Consider the following 16342-nt stretch of genomic DNA (forward strand, 5'->3'; position numbering starts at 1 on the left):
GAGGAAATGGATCATGGCTATGAATTTATTCGATCTGACAGGCAAAACGGCGGTCATTATCGGGGGGAATAGCACGCTGGGCGGCTCGATGGCCGTCGGCCTCGGCGGACATGGCGCGGATGTGGCGATTGTGGGCCGCAACCAGGACAAGGCTCGCGAGGTGGCTGAAGCGGTCGAGGCGGCCGGGGGCCGGGCGCGCTGCTTCTCGGCGGATGCGACCAGCACGGACGATCTGAAGCGCGTGCTGGCCGAGGTGCTCGAATGGACGGGACGCTGCGACGTGCTGATGAATTGTCCGGGCAAAAACAGCGCAACGCCGTTTTTCGATATCCAGATGGAGGAATGGGATTCCATCATGGATGTCAATTTGAAGAGCGTCGTACTTGCCTGCCAGATTTTTGGGAAACATATGGTGGACAGCGGTCAAGGCGGCAGCATCATCAATATTTCCTCGGTGTCTTCGGAGCCTCCGTTGTCTCGCGTGTTCACGTATTCGGCTTCCAAGGCTGCCGTCAACAGCGTAACCAAGTTTCTGGCCAAAGAGTTCGCACCGGCAGGCGTACGTGTAAATGCCATCATTCCCGGGTTCTTTCCGGCTGAGCAGAACCGCAAAATTTTGTCTCCGGAGCGGATCGAATCGATCATGAAGCATACGCCTATGAACCGTTTCGGCGAAGCGGAAGAGCTGCAGGGAGCGGCCGTGTATCTGGCTTCCGAGAAAGCCTCGGGCTTCGTCACCGGATCGCTGCTGCGCGTCGATGGCGGCTTCGGTTCCATGACAATCTAGGATCAGCTCTTGAAATTCAATTGAGAATAACTGATAATGGGTTCTAAAGCAGTCCTATGCATGGTCTGTTTCAGTGTGGCCGCATAGGGGTAATAAATATGGGATTATGAGGAAGGAAGAGAAAACCAAATGTCCAAACAGCAAATCGGCGTAATCGGTCTGGCCGTCATGGGTAAAAACCTGGCACTGAATATCGAAAGCCGCGGTTTCACCGTGTCCGTATACAACCGCTCCCGTGAGAAAACGGATGTGCTTCTTGAGGAAGCCAAAGGCAAGAACCTGGTTGGTACATACAGCATCGAGGAGTTTGTAGCGTCTCTGGAAGTTCCGCGCAAGATTTTGATCATGGTGCAAGCGGGCTTCGCGACGGACGACACGATCAATCAACTCGTTCCGCACCTGGATAAGGGCGATATTATTATTGACGGAGGCAATGCGTTCTTCCCCGATACGCAGCGCCGCAACAAAGAGCTGGAAGCTCACGGCATCCGTTTCATCGGAACAGGCGTATCCGGCGGCGAAGAAGGCGCGCTCAAAGGGCCTTCGATCATGCCGGGCGGCCAGAAGGACGCGTATGAGCTCGTAGCGCCGATCCTGAAGGCGATCTCCGCCAAAGTCGGCGACGACGCATGCTGCACATACATCGGACCGGACGGCGCGGGCCACTATGTGAAGATGGTTCATAACGGCATCGAGTACGGCGACATGCAGCTTATCTGTGAAGCTTATCAACTGCTCAAGGACGTGCTGGGCGTCGATACGAAAGAGCTGCACGAAATTTTTGCGGAATGGAACCGCGGCGAGCTCGACAGCTACCTGATCGAGATCACGACCGATATTTTCACGAAGTACGACGAAGAAACCGGCAAGCCGATGGTGGATGTCATTCTCGATTCCGCCGGGCAAAAAGGTACGGGCAAATGGACCAGCCAAAGCTCGCTGGATCTGGGCGTGCCGCTGTCCATCATCACAGAGTCGGTATTCTCCCGCTTCCTGTCCGCGATGAAGGAAGAACGCGTCGCGGCAAGCAAGGTGCTGAGCGGGCCTCAGGCCAAGCCGTATGACGGCGATCGCGCGGCATTCATCGAGTCTGTCCGCCAGGCGCTGTATGCCAGCAAAATTTGCTCCTACGCCCAGGGCTTCGCCCAAATGCGCGCGGCCAGCGAAGAGTACGGCTGGGATCTGGATTACGGCAGCATCGCAATGATCTTCCGCGGCGGCTGCATCATCCGTGCCCGCTTCCTCCAGAACATCAAGGACGCTTACGACCGCAATCCGGAGCTCCGCAACCTGCTGCTTGACGATTACTTCAATCAAGTGATCACGAACTATCAAGCTGCCTGGAGATCCGTCGTAGCGACAGCCGTAGCAAGCGGAATCCCGGTTCCCGCTTTCGCCTCGGCTCTGGCGTACTATGACAGCTACCGCACGGAGCGTCTGCCTGCCAACCTGCTCCAGGCGCAGCGCGACTACTTCGGCGCTCATACTTTCAAGCGTCTGGACAAGGAAGGCACGTTCCACTATCAGTGGATTCAAGAGGACTAGAGGCGAGGCCCCGTTTCTCGTCCGGTCCGGCTCGGATGCAGGCCGTGTGAAGCTTCCTGCAGCCAGCTTTTCAGCCGGTCGGCCTCTTGATCGAAGCCGTTGCGGCGCTGGATCAGCATAAGCGCAATTTCAGCGAAATAACGGAAATTTTGAAGCAGGCGTGGCTGGGAAAGATCCATTAAGTTGGGGTCTTCCTCAGCCACCTTTTTTTTGATATATTCCAGTATCCAAACGATCTCCTCCTTGCACAGCGGCCGGGACGGGTCCATAATCTGGTCCAGCTTCATCACGGTCAGGTCCGAGCCGGAAGCTTGCTTGCGGGGCAAAGCGCTTTGCATCATATTCATTTCTCCCTTCTGAACTTAGGCATTATCAGCTTGACTGTTCTGGCTGGAATTTATTCACATCCATCATATGTTTTGGCGAAACTTTCTATTCATGTTTGGCAAGCTATGACGGGGCTGTGATAGAATAAGTAATAGAATAAGCATCGCGAAAGCCCGGGAGTGTGTGACATTGACCAAACGCAATCTTGTATTAATAGGCATGATGGGAACGGGAAAATCTACTGTAGGCCACGAGCTGGCCCGCCGACTGGGGCTGGCGTTCGTAGACTCGGATGCGGCTGTTGAAGCTGAGCAGGGGATGACGATCAAGGAAATGTTTGCCGCCCTGGGCGAAGCCGCCTTCCGGACGGCGGAGACAGCTGCGCTGACGGCTATTCTGGCGCGGGAAGGCCAGGTGGTCGCCACAGGCGGCGGGGCCGTGCTGGCCGAGGCCAACAGGACCGCCATGAAGGACGGAGGTTTCGTCGTCGCCTTGGCGGCCGGAGCGGAGACGATCATCCGGCGGGTGAGCGAGGATCGAAATCGTCCGCTGCTGCAGGGCGATGTGGGGGAACGCGTGCGGGCCATTATGGAAAGCCGCCGGCATGCCTATGACTTCGCCGATCTGCGCATTGACACAGACGGGCGGAGCGTAGAGAATATCGCGGATGAAATTTGCCGCCGCTGGCTGGGGCATGATTGCTAGCAAACGGCTGGAAGACGAATGCCCAGGAGGGGCTGCCCCAGGCCGGCTGCGTCTGCCGGGGCGTGCCTCGGCATGCAGCCTTCTGGTTTTTTGGAGCGTTCTGTGCGCGCTCGGCGCATAGGCGCATAGTACCCGGAGCTGAACGTGTACGGGACGAGGGGCTTACAGCGCCTCCCACTCCAGCATGCCGCCCGTCATATTTTTCAAATTCGTCATACCTTGCGCCTGCAAATATTCCAGGGCGCGGCCGCTGCGGTTGCCGCTGCGGCATACTAGAATCGTTTCGCCATTCTGTGGAATATCGGACAGCCGCTCGGGCAGCTGCATAAGCGGGATATGAAGCGCTCCAGGGATAATGCCTTGGGCGACCTCCTCGTCTTCACGGACATCGACGATATCGAGTTTTTCTCCGTTGGCCAATCTTTGTTTGACTTCTGCCGGCGTAATCGTTTGCATGGACGGTAATTCCTCCTTCAGCTTGACGGCCGCTGCAGGCCGATTGCCTTAATCATACTCAGGATCGGGAAAGCGTGTCAAACCAGCCTGCCTGGCCTGGATGGCGGGGCTCGGCGGAGCGCACGAGTTTTTTCGGCGGAGGAAGAAGGGGAACCTGCGAATCATGTCGAATATGTCGGGTGACGGCTGTATGCTGTAAAGAACGTGGTACTAGAACACAAGTGAAATAAGTGAAGGAGCGAATACATACTGATGAAAGCGATCGTCAAACCGACGCCTCGATTGGAAGGCACGATTAACGCATTATCTTCCAAAAACTATACGACCCGTTACTTGCTTATCGGCGCTCTGGCCGATGGGACAAGCACCGTTCATTATCCGGCCCACAGCGAGGACAGCGATGCGATGCGCCGCTGCATCCGCGATCTGGGGGCTGTCATCGAAGAGGATGACGAGAAGATGACGATCCGCGGCTTCGGCAGCCATCCGAAGCATGTCAGCGAGCTGAACGTCGGAAATGCCGGCGCTGTGCTGCGCTTTCTTATGTCGGTTGCGGCTTTCCTGCCGGAAGTGACGTTCGTGAACACGTACCCTGATTCGCTCGGCAAACGTCCCCATGACGACTTGATCGACTCCCTCCGCCAGATGGGGGTTGAAGTCGAACATCGCGATGGCAAGCTGCCGATTACGATCCGCGGCGGTAAGCCGCGCGGCGGCAAGCTGACAGTGTCCGGCAATATCAGCTCCCAATTCCTGAGCTCGCTTCTATTCGTCGCCCCGCTGCTTGAAGAAGATACCGAACTTACGGTGCTTCACGATCTGAAGTCGAAGATCATCGTCGGCCAGACGCTGGAGGTTATTGCGCAAGCAGGCATCCAAATCGAAGCGTCCGAGGATCTGATGTTTTACCGGATTCCGGGCAGGCAGCAGTACAAGCCGCAAAGCTATACGGTTCAAGGCGACTACCCGGGCTCGGCCGCCATCCTCGCCGCCGCTGCGGTGACCCATTCCGATGTGAAGGTGCTTAGATTGGCTGAGCAAAGCAAGCAGGGAGAGCGCGCCGTGGTGGACGTGCTCCGCGAGATGGGCGTCAACCTGACGCATGACAATGATGTGGTGCATGTCCAGGGCAATCAAACGCTGAAGGCCGGAGAGTTTGACGGCGATCATTTCACGGATGCGGTGCTGGCGATGGTGGCTGCCGCCGTGTTCGCCGAAGGCACCTCCCGTTTTTATAATGTAGAAAATTTGCGGTACAAGGAATGCGACCGCATCACGGACTATTTGAACGAGCTCCGCAAGGCTGGCGCCGATGTGGAAGAGCGTCAAAGCGAAATTATCGTACACGGCCGGCCGCAAGGCGTGGCTGGGGGCGTTGAGATCAACGCGCATTACGATCATCGTGTGATCATGGCGCTGACGGTCGTCGGCCTTCGCTCGGAGAAGGGGCTTGTCATCAACGATGCTCATCATGTGGCCAAGTCTTATCCCCAGTACTTTGATCATCTGCTGTCGCTTGGCGCCCAGATCGAACTGGTCGAGGACTAAGCGAAGAGCTGCGGACTGCCGTTACCGCGATGCGTCGCTTTTTGACAGCCAGAGGTTTCATTTCAGTACGCGACAAAGGCGGTGAAGCTCGTGACCATACTGTGGAAAGGCATCCAGGTCACGCTCGGATTTTTCTTGATAGGCGGTCTGCTGTTTGCCAGCGGTGTTTTTGCCGTGCTGCTGTACGCCAAAATGACCGGGCAGGACGAATGGATGCGTCCTGCCGTTCACGCCTTCGAAGCGAGCTTGCAGGCCGGCTCGGATCAACAGGCCGATGCAGCGCCCCCGGAGCCGCTAACCGCCGCCGGCGCTGCATCGGCAGCAGCTGCGGCTGCTCAGCCTAAGCCCGCCAGCGTGATGCTGGAAGCGCCGGTCGTCCGGCAGCTGCCCGAGCTCCCATCCGGCTGCGAGGTCACGAGTCTGACGATGTTGTTAAAGTTCCGCGGCCTGGAGAAGACGAAGATGGAGCTGGCTGCTGAGATGAAGCGGGACCCGACGCCGATCCGGTACAACAAGGACGGCTCCATCGCCTATTGGGGCAATCCGAACACCGGCTTTGTCGGCGAGCCGACAGGCAAAGCGAAAGGCTTCGGGATCTATCACACGGCGCTGTTCGAGCAGCTGAAGCAGCATGTTCCGACGGCGGTAGATTTGACCAGGCAGCCGTTCGACAAGCTGGAGGATCACCTGCGAAGCGGCATACCGGCTGTCGTCTGGACGACGATCGATTTCCAGGTTCCGAAGAAATGGGTCGTATGGGATACGCCTCTCGGTCCTATCGAGACGACCTTTATGGAGCATGCGGTGCTGCTCGTCGGTTTTGATGAAGAAAACGTATATGTAAACGATCCTTTATCCGGCCGCGGCAAGCTTAAGCTGAACAAAGCGCAGTTTATCGCCACCTGGGAAGCGATGGGCCGCCAGGCGATCAGCTATACGAACGGGTAAGGAAGGGTAAGCTGAACATACAAAAGCCCGAATTAAAGGAGTGCATTCCACATGGCATTTGAAAATCCTTCGCGGGACCGGATCAAACAAATATTGACGGATGCTCGCCAGGTAGCGGTTGTCGGCCTGTCGGACAAGCCGGACCGGGTTTCTTACATGGTGTCCGAGGCCATGCAGAAGAAGGGATATCGGATTATACCGGTTAACCCTATGGTGTCCGGCTCTATCCTTGGTGAGGTCTGCTATGCCAGCCTTAAGGATATTCCCGGTGAGGTCGATATCGTCAACGTATTCCGCCGCAGCGACCAGGTAGTGCCTGTGGCCGAAGAAGCCGTCGCCATCGGAGCCAAAGTTCTCTGGCTGCAGCTTGGCGTCGAAAATGAAGAAGCGGCTCGGATCGCGTCGGAGGCCGGGCTCGAAGTCATCATGGATCGCTGCATCAAGGTGGAGGATTCCATCCTGCTGCCCGGAGGGAAGGAAGTCAAGTGAGCGGAACGTTGACTCATGATCTGTCCCTGTATCTGGTCATGGATATTGCTTCGTGGGAGCAGCGGACCGCTGTGCAGATCGCTGAGGCGGCTCTGGCCGGAGGCGTGACGATGCTGCAGCTGCGCGAGAAGAAAGCGCCGCTCAGACAAGTGCTCGAGACAGGGAAAGCCATCCGCAGAGCATGCCGGGAGCATGGGGTGCCGTTTATCGTCAACGATCGGGTGGACTTGGCTATCCTGCTGGAAGCGGACGGTGTGCATGTCGGTCAGGATGATCTGCCGGCATTGGACGTCAGGAGGCTGCTCGGGCCGGACGCGATCATCGGCGTTTCCGCCGGCAGCATGGAGGAAGCCGAGTGGGCCGTCTCCCAGCAAGCCGACTATTTGGGCGTAGGAGCGATTTATGCTACCTTGACTAAGGGAGATGCCGGAGCGCCTATCGGCACGGGCCTGATCAGCCGGTTGAAGGCCCGCTGGCCTCAGCTTCCGCTTGTTGGCATAGGGGGCATTCAACCGGGCAACGCAGCGGCTGTGATTCAGGCGGGTGCGGATGGCATAGCTGTTGTGTCTGCCATATCCCGCCAGTCTGACCCCGGGAGCGCGGCTTTTGGCTTAGCCGATCTGGTGAAGAAGAGCAAGGCTTAGTACGACAGCGCCGCAGGGCAAATTTGTTAGGAATCCCGTAATAAAATAAATCCTCCTTGAAGACAATAAGAAAGGCTTTCGGACGGACACGCTGATGGCGGCTGCTGCCGGAAGACTTTTTGCTAGAGCTTAAGGAGGATTTCGCATGTTCACTAATCAATTCCAGAACAATTTCCAGAATCAAGCTTCCGGTGCCAATTCCCAATATCGCGGTATCGATAGTAGATATCAACCGGTAGGCTACGTGCAGTCGCAGTATAACCAATCGCTGAACCCAAGCATGAACAACACGTTTGCATCCGCAATCAGCCAACAGCCGCAAAGCTACCAGCAATTCCAAAGCCCGCAAGCTTATCACACGGCCAACTACCGCGGCGATCAACAAGGCCATGATTCCTATTTGCGCTCCGATTCCACACAGCCGGCTCAAAGCCAGTTCGGTATGGGCGCGAGCAGCTTCCAAAGCAATAACGTCTTCGCAGCATCCGGCATCCAAAACCAAGCAGTGACGGCTAACCAGTCTTACAACACGCCGTACCAAACGACCCAATCGTTCCATACGGCCAACTACCGGGGCTCTCAGCCAGGTCATGACGCTTATCTGCGTTCGGATTCTACACAACCGGCTCAAAGCCAATACGGCATCGGAGCTGCCAGCTTCTCGAGCAGCGCTCCGTTTGTTTCTTCCGTGAATTCGAATTTCGGCCAGCAGCAGTCGTTCAGCAACAACGCATTTGCTCAATCCCAAAATCAATTCCAAAGCCCGCAGTCTTATCACACGGCCAACTACCGCGGCAACCAGCCGGGACATGACTCCTACCTGCGTTCGGATTCGAGCCAAACCGCTCAAAGCCAGTACGGCGCCGGTTCGATGAGCGCGGGCTATATAAACAAATTTCAATTCTAGAACGACGAAACCCGCATGAACGAAGCGAGCCGCAAGGCTCGCTTTTGCGCGCTTAAGGCGAAGGGGGATCGTTGACAAATATAGGGTTAGCGCTTACCATCGTAGTAGTCGGGGAATGTGTCTATAGAAGGGAGGCTCCAGCGCCTTTGAATTGGATGGGAAACCTGCAGCAGCTGGGAAGATCGTTGATGCTGCCAACCATCACTTTGCCTATAGCGGCGCTACTGCTCCGTCTAGGCACCCTGCCGTGGGAGCAGGTGTACATGCCCCAGATCGGGGAAATCTTCATTACATTCGGAACCATTATCTTTACATATTTGCCGCTGATCTTCGCCGTCGGGGTGGCCCTTGGCCTGACGGAAAGCGCGGGTATCGCCGGCATGTCAGCCCTTATCGGGCATTATATGTTTGCGCACACCTTGCAGCGTTATCTCGGCGAATCCTTCCAGCTCGGCGTTCCCGGGGGGATATTGGTCGGGTTGATCGCTGCGATTATTTACCACCGGGTCAAACATATTCAGCTCCCGGAAGCCATACAATTTTTTGGAGGGCCGCGCCTGGTTCCTTTATTTATGGGGCCGGCGATGTTTGTGCTGGTGCTGCTTACTATCCAGCTCGGCCCCCTGATGAATGCGGGTATGCAGAAGCTGACCGATATGCTGTTCAGTCTGGGAGGCTTCGGCACTTTTCTGTACGGGGTTATCCACAGACTGCTTGTCCCGTCCGGTCTTCACCATGTGTTCAATAATTTCTTCTGGTTTCAGTTAGGCAGCTATGACAACCAAGGACAGCCGGTGTTCGGAGACCTGCCGCGCTATTTTGCCGGAGACCCTACCGCGGGCATCTATATGGCCGGGCTGTACCCCATCATGATGTTTGCTTTGCCTGCCATCGCGCTGGCGATTATTCAAGAGGCGCGGGAGGATTTGAAGCCGAAGATCCGCAAAACGTTTCTGACGGCTGCGTTTGCCTGCTTTCTGACCGGTGTGACCGAGCCGATCGAGTTTGCGTTCCTGTTCGTAGCTCCGTATCTTTTTTTCGTGCATGCCATTTTATCCGGCTTATCCATGTGGATCGCCTTCAAGCTCGATATCCATCACGGCTTTTCTTATTCGGCTGGAGCCATTGATTATTTGATCAACCTGCATCTTTCAACGAACGGTTGGCTGCTTATACCTGTCGGGCTGGCGTACGGCGTCTTCTACTACGTGCTGTTCCGCTGGGCCATCCGGACGTTCCGTCTGCCGACGCCAGGCCGCGAGGAAGGCTCTCAGCTGGAGGAATGGGCCGGAGATATCCCTTACCGCTCCCCGCTTATTCTGGAGGCGCTGGGAGGCAAGAACAACCTGAAGAGTCTGGAAGCGTGCATCACGCGCCTGAGGATCACGCTGGAGAACGATAAACTGATGGATACCGCTGCTCTTCGCCATCTGGGCGCAGCAGGCGTCATTTCGCTCGGGGGAGGCAACGTCCAGGTTGTATTCGGCACCTACTCGGAGCTGATTCGCGAGGAGATTAACAAGGTACTCCGTAAGGATATTCATCAAGTGCTGTTCAGCTCTCCGATGCAGGGGCGGATGATTGCGTTGGAGGATGTGCCCGACAAGATTTTCGCCGGCAAAATTGTCGGCAACGGCGTAGCCTTTATTCCGGACAAGGGGGAGCTGGTCGCTCCTATCGCGGGGCGCATCATGCACGTCTACCCTACGCTCCATGCCTTGGGCATTGAAACGGAGGAGGGACTTCAAGTGCTGCTTCATATCGGGATCGATACGGCCCAGCTTCAGGGCAAGCATTTTACTTGCTTTGTAAAGGAAGGCGATGAGGTGGAGGCCGGTCAACTGCTAGTTCGCTTCAATCTGCAGAAAGTCAAACAAGGCTCCAAATCGCTGGCGACTCCGATGCTGATTACGAACGCGGACGCCGTCAAGGCATGGAGCTTTGCGCCTTATAAAGCGGTGAAGAAAGGCCAGGCCTCCGTGATGTCGGTCGTTCTTAAAGATACCGCTACAACAGGAACAAGGGGAGGGAACGTTTTTGGTTAGGGGGATCGGAGCTTCATCCGGCATTGCGATGGGCAGGGCTTTCGTTATTCCGACCTGGGAGTGGGACTTTCCCGACAAGCTGATCGATGTTACGGATTTGGCTTATGAGTTTGAGCGCCTGTACGACGGCATTCGCAGCTCCAAGGACGAGATTGAACAGATCAAGCAGGAATTCGTCAGCGTTCTGGGCGAAGAACAGACGCAAATCTTTGACGCGCATCTTGCCATTCTTGAGGACCCTGTGTTTATGAATGAAGTCCAGGGCATTATGCAGCGTCAATACAAGGCGGCCGAAGTAGCGGTTAAGGAAACGATCGAAAAGTTCGTCAATATGTTCGACCTGCTCGATGACGGATACATGAAGGAAAGGGCTTTGGACATCAAGGATGTCGGCAATCGGCTGCTCAAGCATCTCCTCGGAGCGCTCGAGGAAACCTTGCCGCCCAAGGACGAGCCGTATGTGCTGGTTGCCAAAGAGCTGATCCCGTCTCAGATGGTGCATCTGGACGTCACGCAAACGCTTGGTCTTGTTACCATGATGGGCGGTAAAACCTCGCATGTGGCGATTATGGCCAGAGCGATGGGGGTTCCTTACGTGCTGGGTCTTGAAGGCAAGCTGGCGGAGCCCATTCAGACGGGGGATTACCTGATCATCGACGGAGAGGAAGGAACCGTCTACGTCAATCCCCCGCGGCACGAAATCGAGCGCTACGAGCGCATGCAAGAGACGTGGAGGAAGCAGCAGGATCAGCTCCAGCAGCTGGCCGGTCTCCCTTCCCAAACGCTGGATGGACTGAATCTGCACTTGGCGGCTAATATTAGCTCGATCAAGGAACTGGAGCAGTCCATCGCCAAGGGGGCGTCGGGGGTCGGCTTATTCCGCACGGAATTTCTCTATATGAACCGCGCCAGCTTCCCCGAGGAAGAGGAGCAGTTTGAAGTGTACCGCGAGGCGGCCGAACGGCTCGGAGGGAAGCCGCTCGTTATCCGCACGCTCGATATCGGGGGCGACAAGCATCTCGATTACCTGGAGCTGCCCGAAGAGGAGAATCCGTCGCTCGGATACCGGGCAATTCGTCTTCTGCTGGATCGGGTTGATCTGTTCAAGACTCAGCTGCGCGCAATTTTGAGGGCGAGCCACTACGGCAGCATTAAAATCATGTATCCGATGATCTCGACGCTGGAAGAGCTTCGCCGGGCCAATGAGGTGCTGAGCGAGGTGAAGGAGGAGTTGGCTGCGGAGGGTGTTCCTTTCTCCGAGCATGTTCCGGTGGGAATTATGATCGAGCTTCCCGCCGCTGTGATGATCTCGGATTTACTCGCGCAGGAGGTCGACTTCTTCAGTATCGGAACCAATGATCTGGTGCAGTACGTGCTTGCCGTCGACCGGATGAATGAGCAGGTCGCTCATTTGTACGATCCGTTTCATCCGGCTGTTCTTCGTCTGCTGAAGATCACTGCGGACAATGCCAAGGCGGGCGGCATTCATGTGAGCGTATGCGGAGAGCTGGCCGGCGATGTCCGGGCGCTGCCGTTATGGATGGCGCTTGGGATCAAGGAGCTCAGCATGTCCGTGTCCTCGATTCTGCGGATGAAAAACAGCCTGATTCAAAGCCGGCATAGCGATGCCGCCAATCTGTGGAAGGAGCTGGCGGTTTGCTCCAGCAGCGCGGCGGTGCTTCAAGTGCTGGGCCGGTATTGGGAGACGGGTCTGGCGCAAGCGCCGGGTAACCATGAGCGGCCGAATGAGCCTTCGAAGGAACCGTTAAATGAACCTTCGAGAAAACCGTTGGATGAACCGTCTAAGCAGTCGGATAAATCAACAGAAAAAACAACGGATGACCCGTCTGGAGCTTCGTCCGAATCGTCTTCGGCCAGCGGGTGCATCTGACAAACATGGCATGGAGCGGCCGCAGCTTCGAGAAGCCGTCGCCGGCGTCTATGATTTGGCTAACGAACTACTTTGGGGAGAAAGGGTGCAATCACAATGGAACTGCAAGGATATAAAGTACTGGCGTTTGTTGACGAGGAGTTTGAAGATCTGGAGATGTGGTACCCTGTCATGAGACTGCGGGAGGCGGGGGCTGAGGTTCATCTCGCGGGTCCCGAGTCCGGGCGTGTGTACCATGGCAAATACGGCGTGCCTTTGACGACCGATCACATCTTGGAGGAAGTCCGGTCGGAGGATTATATCGGGCTGTACATTCCCGGAGGCTGGGCCCCGGACAAGCTGCGCCGCTATGCATCCGTACTGCGCCTGACGCGCGAGTTTCACGAAGCAAAGAAGCCGATTGCCCATATATGCCATGCCGGCTGGGTACTGGCTTCAGCGAAGATTTGCCAGGGCTATACGATGACCTCCACGCCTGGGATCAAGGACGATCTGGAGAATGCCGGAGCGACTTGGGTGGATGCCGAAGTTGTGATTGACCGTCATATCGTCTCCGGACGCCGTCCGCCGGACCTGCCTGCATTCAGCAAGGCGTTTGTAGATGTGCTGGCCGAGTCCGTGCGCGGCCTGAGCTAACATCCGGTATAAGCGGATATATAAAGGAGCAAGTATGAATATGGTGCTGAGATGGCTGCCCTCCATTCTCTGGATGGGGGCCATATTTTATTTTTCTTCTCGAACGGGGAACGATCTGGGAGGGTGGCTGGACGGCATCCGCCAGTATCTCCCTTGGATGGAAGGCTTCGATTGGGGCCATTTTGTCTCGTATTTCGTGCTGGCGCTGACTTTTTTGTGGGGACTGCGTCCGAAACGTGCCGGCTGGGGCATCAAAGCGCTTGTCGTTTTTCTGTGCTTGCTCTACGGCTTGACGGATGAATATCATCAAAGCTTTGTCCCTGGCCGTACGCCGGATATAGCTGATCTTCGCAACGATGGAATCGGAGCCGCTTTGGCTATGCTGGTTGTTACAATTCCGGGAATCGCCCGTTTTTTTGAACGGAGATGAGCGAAACGGCTGCTGCTTCTGCGACGTACTCATCCTAATATTTGCTAACCGCCCGGCGGCAGGAGAACAGCGTCTGAGGTCGAATATTGTATCATCAGGCAAAGTGAAATTGTAAGTTTGGTGTGCCGCCAAAAGGAGTGGTATCGTTGCAGAAGCAGTGCAAATGCGGAGAAACTATGAGCATACGCCTCCGCACTGTTATTTATCAAAATAAAGTCGAAATCGAAAACGTTCCTATCTTCTCCTGTGATTCCTGCAGCCGCAGCGAAGTATTTCCCGAGGTGAAGCCTGAGTTGACCGGATTGATCGGGACACTAGGCGGTAAGCCCGACAAGCGACAGCTGCGGTTTAATGAAGTAAGTGAAATCGCTCATCTGATGATGAGAGCGACCGAGAAGAATAGAGCGGCTGATTCCGTAGAAGCGATTATTGATGAGCGGATCAACGAGCTTCTCGATCTGCTGCTGCTGGCCCAATCTTTGCATGACGAACCGTGGATTGAAGATTTGCGTAAACGCTTGTCTCAGATTGCCAAACATTCCCTTACGGTGCAAGATTTTTAAAAGCCGCTGCCTTGCAGTTGGCTTTTTTTGCATAATTTGATACTATAACTAGAGGCATACCCCCAGATTCATTGCGAAAGCAAGCTTTTTGTCGTATGATAAGGCTAATTGACCTGATCGCACTATACTTTATTAAGCAATGGAGAGAATGGCCGTGACTGTGACAATTTATGATGTAGCCAGAGAAGCAGGCGTTTCCATGGCAACCGTTTCGCGGGTTGTCAATAACAATCCCAATGTGAAGCCGCAAACGCGCAAGAAAGTATTTGAAGCCATAGAACGTCTTGGTTACCGTCCAAACGCCGTTGCCCGTGGTTTGGCCAGCAAAAAGACGACAACGGTAGGTGTCGTTATTCCCGATATTTCTAACTCCATCTTCTCTGAGGTGGCCAGAGGCATCGAGGATATCGCCAACATGTATCATTATAATATCATCCTTTGTAACGCGGATAAGAAGAAGGAGAAAGAGATCCGGGTTATCAATACGCTGCTGGAGAAGCAAGTTGACGGGCTGCTGTTTATGGGCGGAGTCATTACGGACGAGCATATTCAGGCTTTCAAGACTTCCTCCGTGCCGGTCGTGCTCTGCGCCACAGCTGACGAGCAGCGCAAGATTCCTTCTGTCGATATCGATCACGAGCAAGCGGCATATGATGCAGTCGTACACTTGATCAATCAAGGACATCGCGATATCGCCATGATCTCGGGCCATCTGCAGGATCCGGCCAACGGTTATGCCCGCTACCAGGGCTACAAGAAGGCGTTGGAGGAAGCGGGAATCCCGGTTCGGGACGAATATGTGCGTGTCGGCAACTACCGGTATGAGTCCGGGCTGGAAGTAACCAAGTACTTCCTTACTCTTGATCCGAAGCCGTCGGCCATTTTTGCGGCGAATGACGAGATGGCGATTGGAGCGATCCATACGCTTCAAGATCAGCAGGTAAAAGTGCCGGACGACGTATCCGTTATCAGCGTAGATAACATACGGATGGCGTCCATGGTTCGTCCGCAGCTGACTACGGTTGCCCAGCCTATGTACGATATCGGGGCCGTGGCGATGAGACTGCTGACCAAGCTGATGAACAAGGAAACGAAGGATTCTCCGGAGTTGGCTCAGGTTGTTTTGCCGCATGAATTAATTCATAGGAACTCGGTGGCTCATCGTTGATGTGCCACTTCTTTTTGTAAAGGAGGCTGCCTCGGTTGGCGTATTCGAAGATTGGCGTTATCGGCGCGATGAAAGAAGAGATTGAGAAATTTCACGAGCATCTCGCGCATGCAAAAGAAACTGTGAAAGCCGGAATTACTTTTCTGGAAGGCAGCTTTCACGGAAGAACGATTGTGCTGTGCAAGTCGGGAGTAGGCAAAGTGAACGCAGCAGTCACTACCCAACTGCTAATCGATGTATTTGGCGCAGAAGCTGTATTGTTCACAGGAGTGGCGGGAGCGGTTGACCCTGGCTTGGAGGTAGGAGATATCGTCGTATCTACAGAATGCATGCAGCATGATATGGATGTAACGGCTCTGGGCTTTCCGCGGGGGACGATCCCTTACGAAACGACCTCCTTATTCGTCTCCGACGACAAATTGCGGACAGTTGCCGCCGAGGTCAGCCGTGAACTGTTCGAAGGACGCGTGCTGGAAGGCCGTGTGTTGTCCGGAGATCAGTTTATCGCCAGCCGCGATACCGTTTCAATGCTGCACCGCGAGCTTCAAGGCGCATGCGTGGAGATGGAGGGGGCTGCCGTCGCCCAGGTGTGTTCGATGAATGCCATACCTTTTGTAATCATTCGTTCGATGTCAGATAAGGCGGATGGTTCGGCTCATGTAAATTTCGCTGAATTTACCGCTTTGGCTTCGGAAAATTCATTCCGGATTATCGATGCTATGCTTCAGAGAATTTAATGGAGATGTCACTGCTCGCTTGCTGCATATTGCTTGGCTTATTGCGTGTCTGATGGCCGAAGAGCTCCCACTGGAGCTCTTTTTGCTTATTTGCAAGTCTGGTAATGGTGTGAGGCAGATTCTTCGGCTGGGCTGGTCATGCGTCAAGTTTGTTAAAAAGGGTTGCATATGGCATCAAGCTATGCTATAGTATAAGTCCTGCTCCAGAGATTATATCTTCTGCACATGCGGTTAGACCCCTTGAATGGAAGGAAAAAATTGAGGTTGCAAAACAGAAACGAATATGGTACATTACTTCTCGCCCCTTGAGAGAGAGGCAAGCAAGAGTGCCAAGCAAAAGTGAATGAGAGCTTCTGAGCATGAGGATTACCCCTTGAATGGAAGAGTCGAAAAACACAGTTGCAAAAGAGATTCGGATGTGCTACATTACGAATCGCAAGAAGCGTACTAGCAATTGCCCTTTGAAAACTGAACAACGAGTGAGTGTTAAATAGAGAATGAAAATTCTCGCTAGCA

General features: G+C 54.9%; 17 protein-coding genes. 15 read left to right on the plus strand and 2 right to left on the minus strand.

What is annotated here, in order from left to right; translation table 11 throughout:
• The first annotated feature begins 19 nt into the window (after positions 1–19).
• Together BLR08_RS09030 and gndA are read left to right on the plus strand one after the other, a co-directional pair.
• A complete protein-coding gene (locus tag BLR08_RS09030; protein WP_176835471.1) occupies positions 20–787 on the plus strand; it encodes an SDR family oxidoreductase in 768 nt (255 codons plus the stop codon).
• 129 nt (positions 788–916) lie between these two features.
• Positions 917–2332 (plus strand): NADP-dependent phosphogluconate dehydrogenase, encoded by a 1416-nt coding sequence (gndA, locus tag BLR08_RS09035; RefSeq protein WP_072328843.1) that lies wholly within the window; start codon positions 917–919, stop codon positions 2330–2332.
• On the opposite strand, the gene BLR08_RS09040 is transcribed toward gndA, so the two are convergent.
• Complete coding sequence (locus BLR08_RS09040) at positions 2329–2673, minus strand: hypothetical protein (RefSeq protein WP_072328844.1); 345 nt, start codon at positions 2671–2673, stop codon at positions 2329–2331. The genes gndA and BLR08_RS09040 overlap by 4 nt on opposite strands.
• Positions 2674–2848: 175 nt before the next feature.
• On the opposite strand from BLR08_RS09040, the gene BLR08_RS09045 reads away from it, so the two are divergent.
• Complete coding sequence (locus BLR08_RS09045; RefSeq protein ID WP_090585975.1) at positions 2849–3364, plus strand: shikimate kinase; 516 nt, start codon at positions 2849–2851, stop codon at positions 3362–3364.
• A gap of 162 nt (positions 3365–3526) precedes the next feature.
• Here BLR08_RS09045 and BLR08_RS09050 read toward each other — a convergent pair whose 3' ends face one another.
• Positions 3527–3820: a rhodanese-like domain-containing protein gene (locus tag BLR08_RS09050; protein WP_072328845.1), complete on the minus strand. Its 294-nt coding sequence runs from the start codon at positions 3818–3820 to the stop codon at positions 3527–3529.
• A 252-nt stretch (positions 3821–4072) separates the two neighbouring features.
• Here BLR08_RS09050 and aroA point away from each other — a divergent pair, with 252 nt between their 5' ends.
• The 12 genes from aroA to BLR08_RS09110 all read left to right on the plus strand — a co-directional run bounded on the left by aroA (position 4073) and on the right by BLR08_RS09110 (position 15826).
• Positions 4073–5368 (plus strand): 3-phosphoshikimate 1-carboxyvinyltransferase, encoded by a 1296-nt coding sequence (gene aroA / locus BLR08_RS09055; protein ID WP_072328846.1) that lies wholly within the window; start codon positions 4073–4075, stop codon positions 5366–5368.
• A 90-nt stretch (positions 5369–5458) separates the two neighbouring features.
• Positions 5459–6316, plus strand: a complete 858-nt coding sequence (locus BLR08_RS09060; RefSeq protein ID WP_176835465.1) for a C39 family peptidase — start codon at positions 5459–5461, stop codon at positions 6314–6316.
• 51 nt (positions 6317–6367) lie between these two features.
• Positions 6368–6805, plus strand: a complete 438-nt coding sequence (locus tag BLR08_RS09065) for a CoA-binding protein (protein ID WP_072328847.1) — start codon at positions 6368–6370, stop codon at positions 6803–6805.
• Complete coding sequence (gene thiE / locus BLR08_RS09070) at positions 6802–7449, plus strand: thiamine phosphate synthase (RefSeq protein WP_256257454.1); 648 nt, start codon at positions 6802–6804, stop codon at positions 7447–7449. The genes BLR08_RS09065 and thiE overlap by 4 nt, the downstream gene beginning before the upstream one ends.
• 145 nt (positions 7450–7594) lie before the next feature.
• Positions 7595–8356 carry a hypothetical protein gene (locus BLR08_RS09075; RefSeq protein ID WP_072328848.1) on the plus strand — a complete coding sequence of 254 codons (762 nt, stop codon included), beginning with the start codon at positions 7595–7597 and terminating at the stop codon, positions 8354–8356.
• 146 nt (positions 8357–8502) lie between these two features.
• Positions 8503–10401, plus strand: a complete 1899-nt coding sequence (locus BLR08_RS09080; RefSeq protein WP_072328849.1) for a glucose PTS transporter subunit IIA — start codon at positions 8503–8505, stop codon at positions 10399–10401.
• Complete coding sequence (gene ptsP / locus BLR08_RS09085) at positions 10394–12292, plus strand: phosphoenolpyruvate--protein phosphotransferase (RefSeq protein ID WP_083536788.1); 1899 nt, start codon at positions 10394–10396, stop codon at positions 12290–12292. The genes BLR08_RS09080 and ptsP overlap by 8 nt, the downstream gene beginning before the upstream one ends.
• A 96-nt stretch (positions 12293–12388) precedes the next feature.
• Positions 12389–12928 (plus strand): type 1 glutamine amidotransferase domain-containing protein, encoded by a 540-nt coding sequence (locus BLR08_RS09090; protein ID WP_072328850.1) that lies wholly within the window; start codon positions 12389–12391, stop codon positions 12926–12928.
• A 40-nt stretch (positions 12929–12968) separates the two neighbouring features.
• Entirely contained in the window at positions 12969–13358 is a 390-nt protein-coding gene (locus tag BLR08_RS09095; protein WP_371117183.1) for a VanZ family protein, read from the plus strand.
• 146 nt (positions 13359–13504) lie between these two features.
• A complete protein-coding gene (locus BLR08_RS09100) occupies positions 13505–13921 on the plus strand; it encodes a YgiT-type zinc finger protein (RefSeq protein WP_072328852.1) in 417 nt (138 codons plus the stop codon).
• Positions 13922–14075: 154 nt separating this feature from the next.
• Positions 14076–15089 (plus strand): catabolite control protein A, encoded by a 1014-nt coding sequence (gene ccpA / locus BLR08_RS09105; RefSeq protein WP_072328900.1) that lies wholly within the window; start codon positions 14076–14078, stop codon positions 15087–15089.
• A 35-nt stretch (positions 15090–15124) separates the two neighbouring features.
• Complete coding sequence (locus tag BLR08_RS09110) at positions 15125–15826, plus strand: 5'-methylthioadenosine/adenosylhomocysteine nucleosidase (protein WP_072328853.1); 702 nt, start codon at positions 15125–15127, stop codon at positions 15824–15826.
• The last annotated feature ends 516 nt before the right edge of the window (positions 15827–16342 follow it).

This window comes from Paenibacillus sp. cl123 (genome assembly GCF_900101595.1).
GTDB lineage: Bacteria > Bacillota > Bacilli > Paenibacillales > NBRC-103111 > Paenibacillus_G.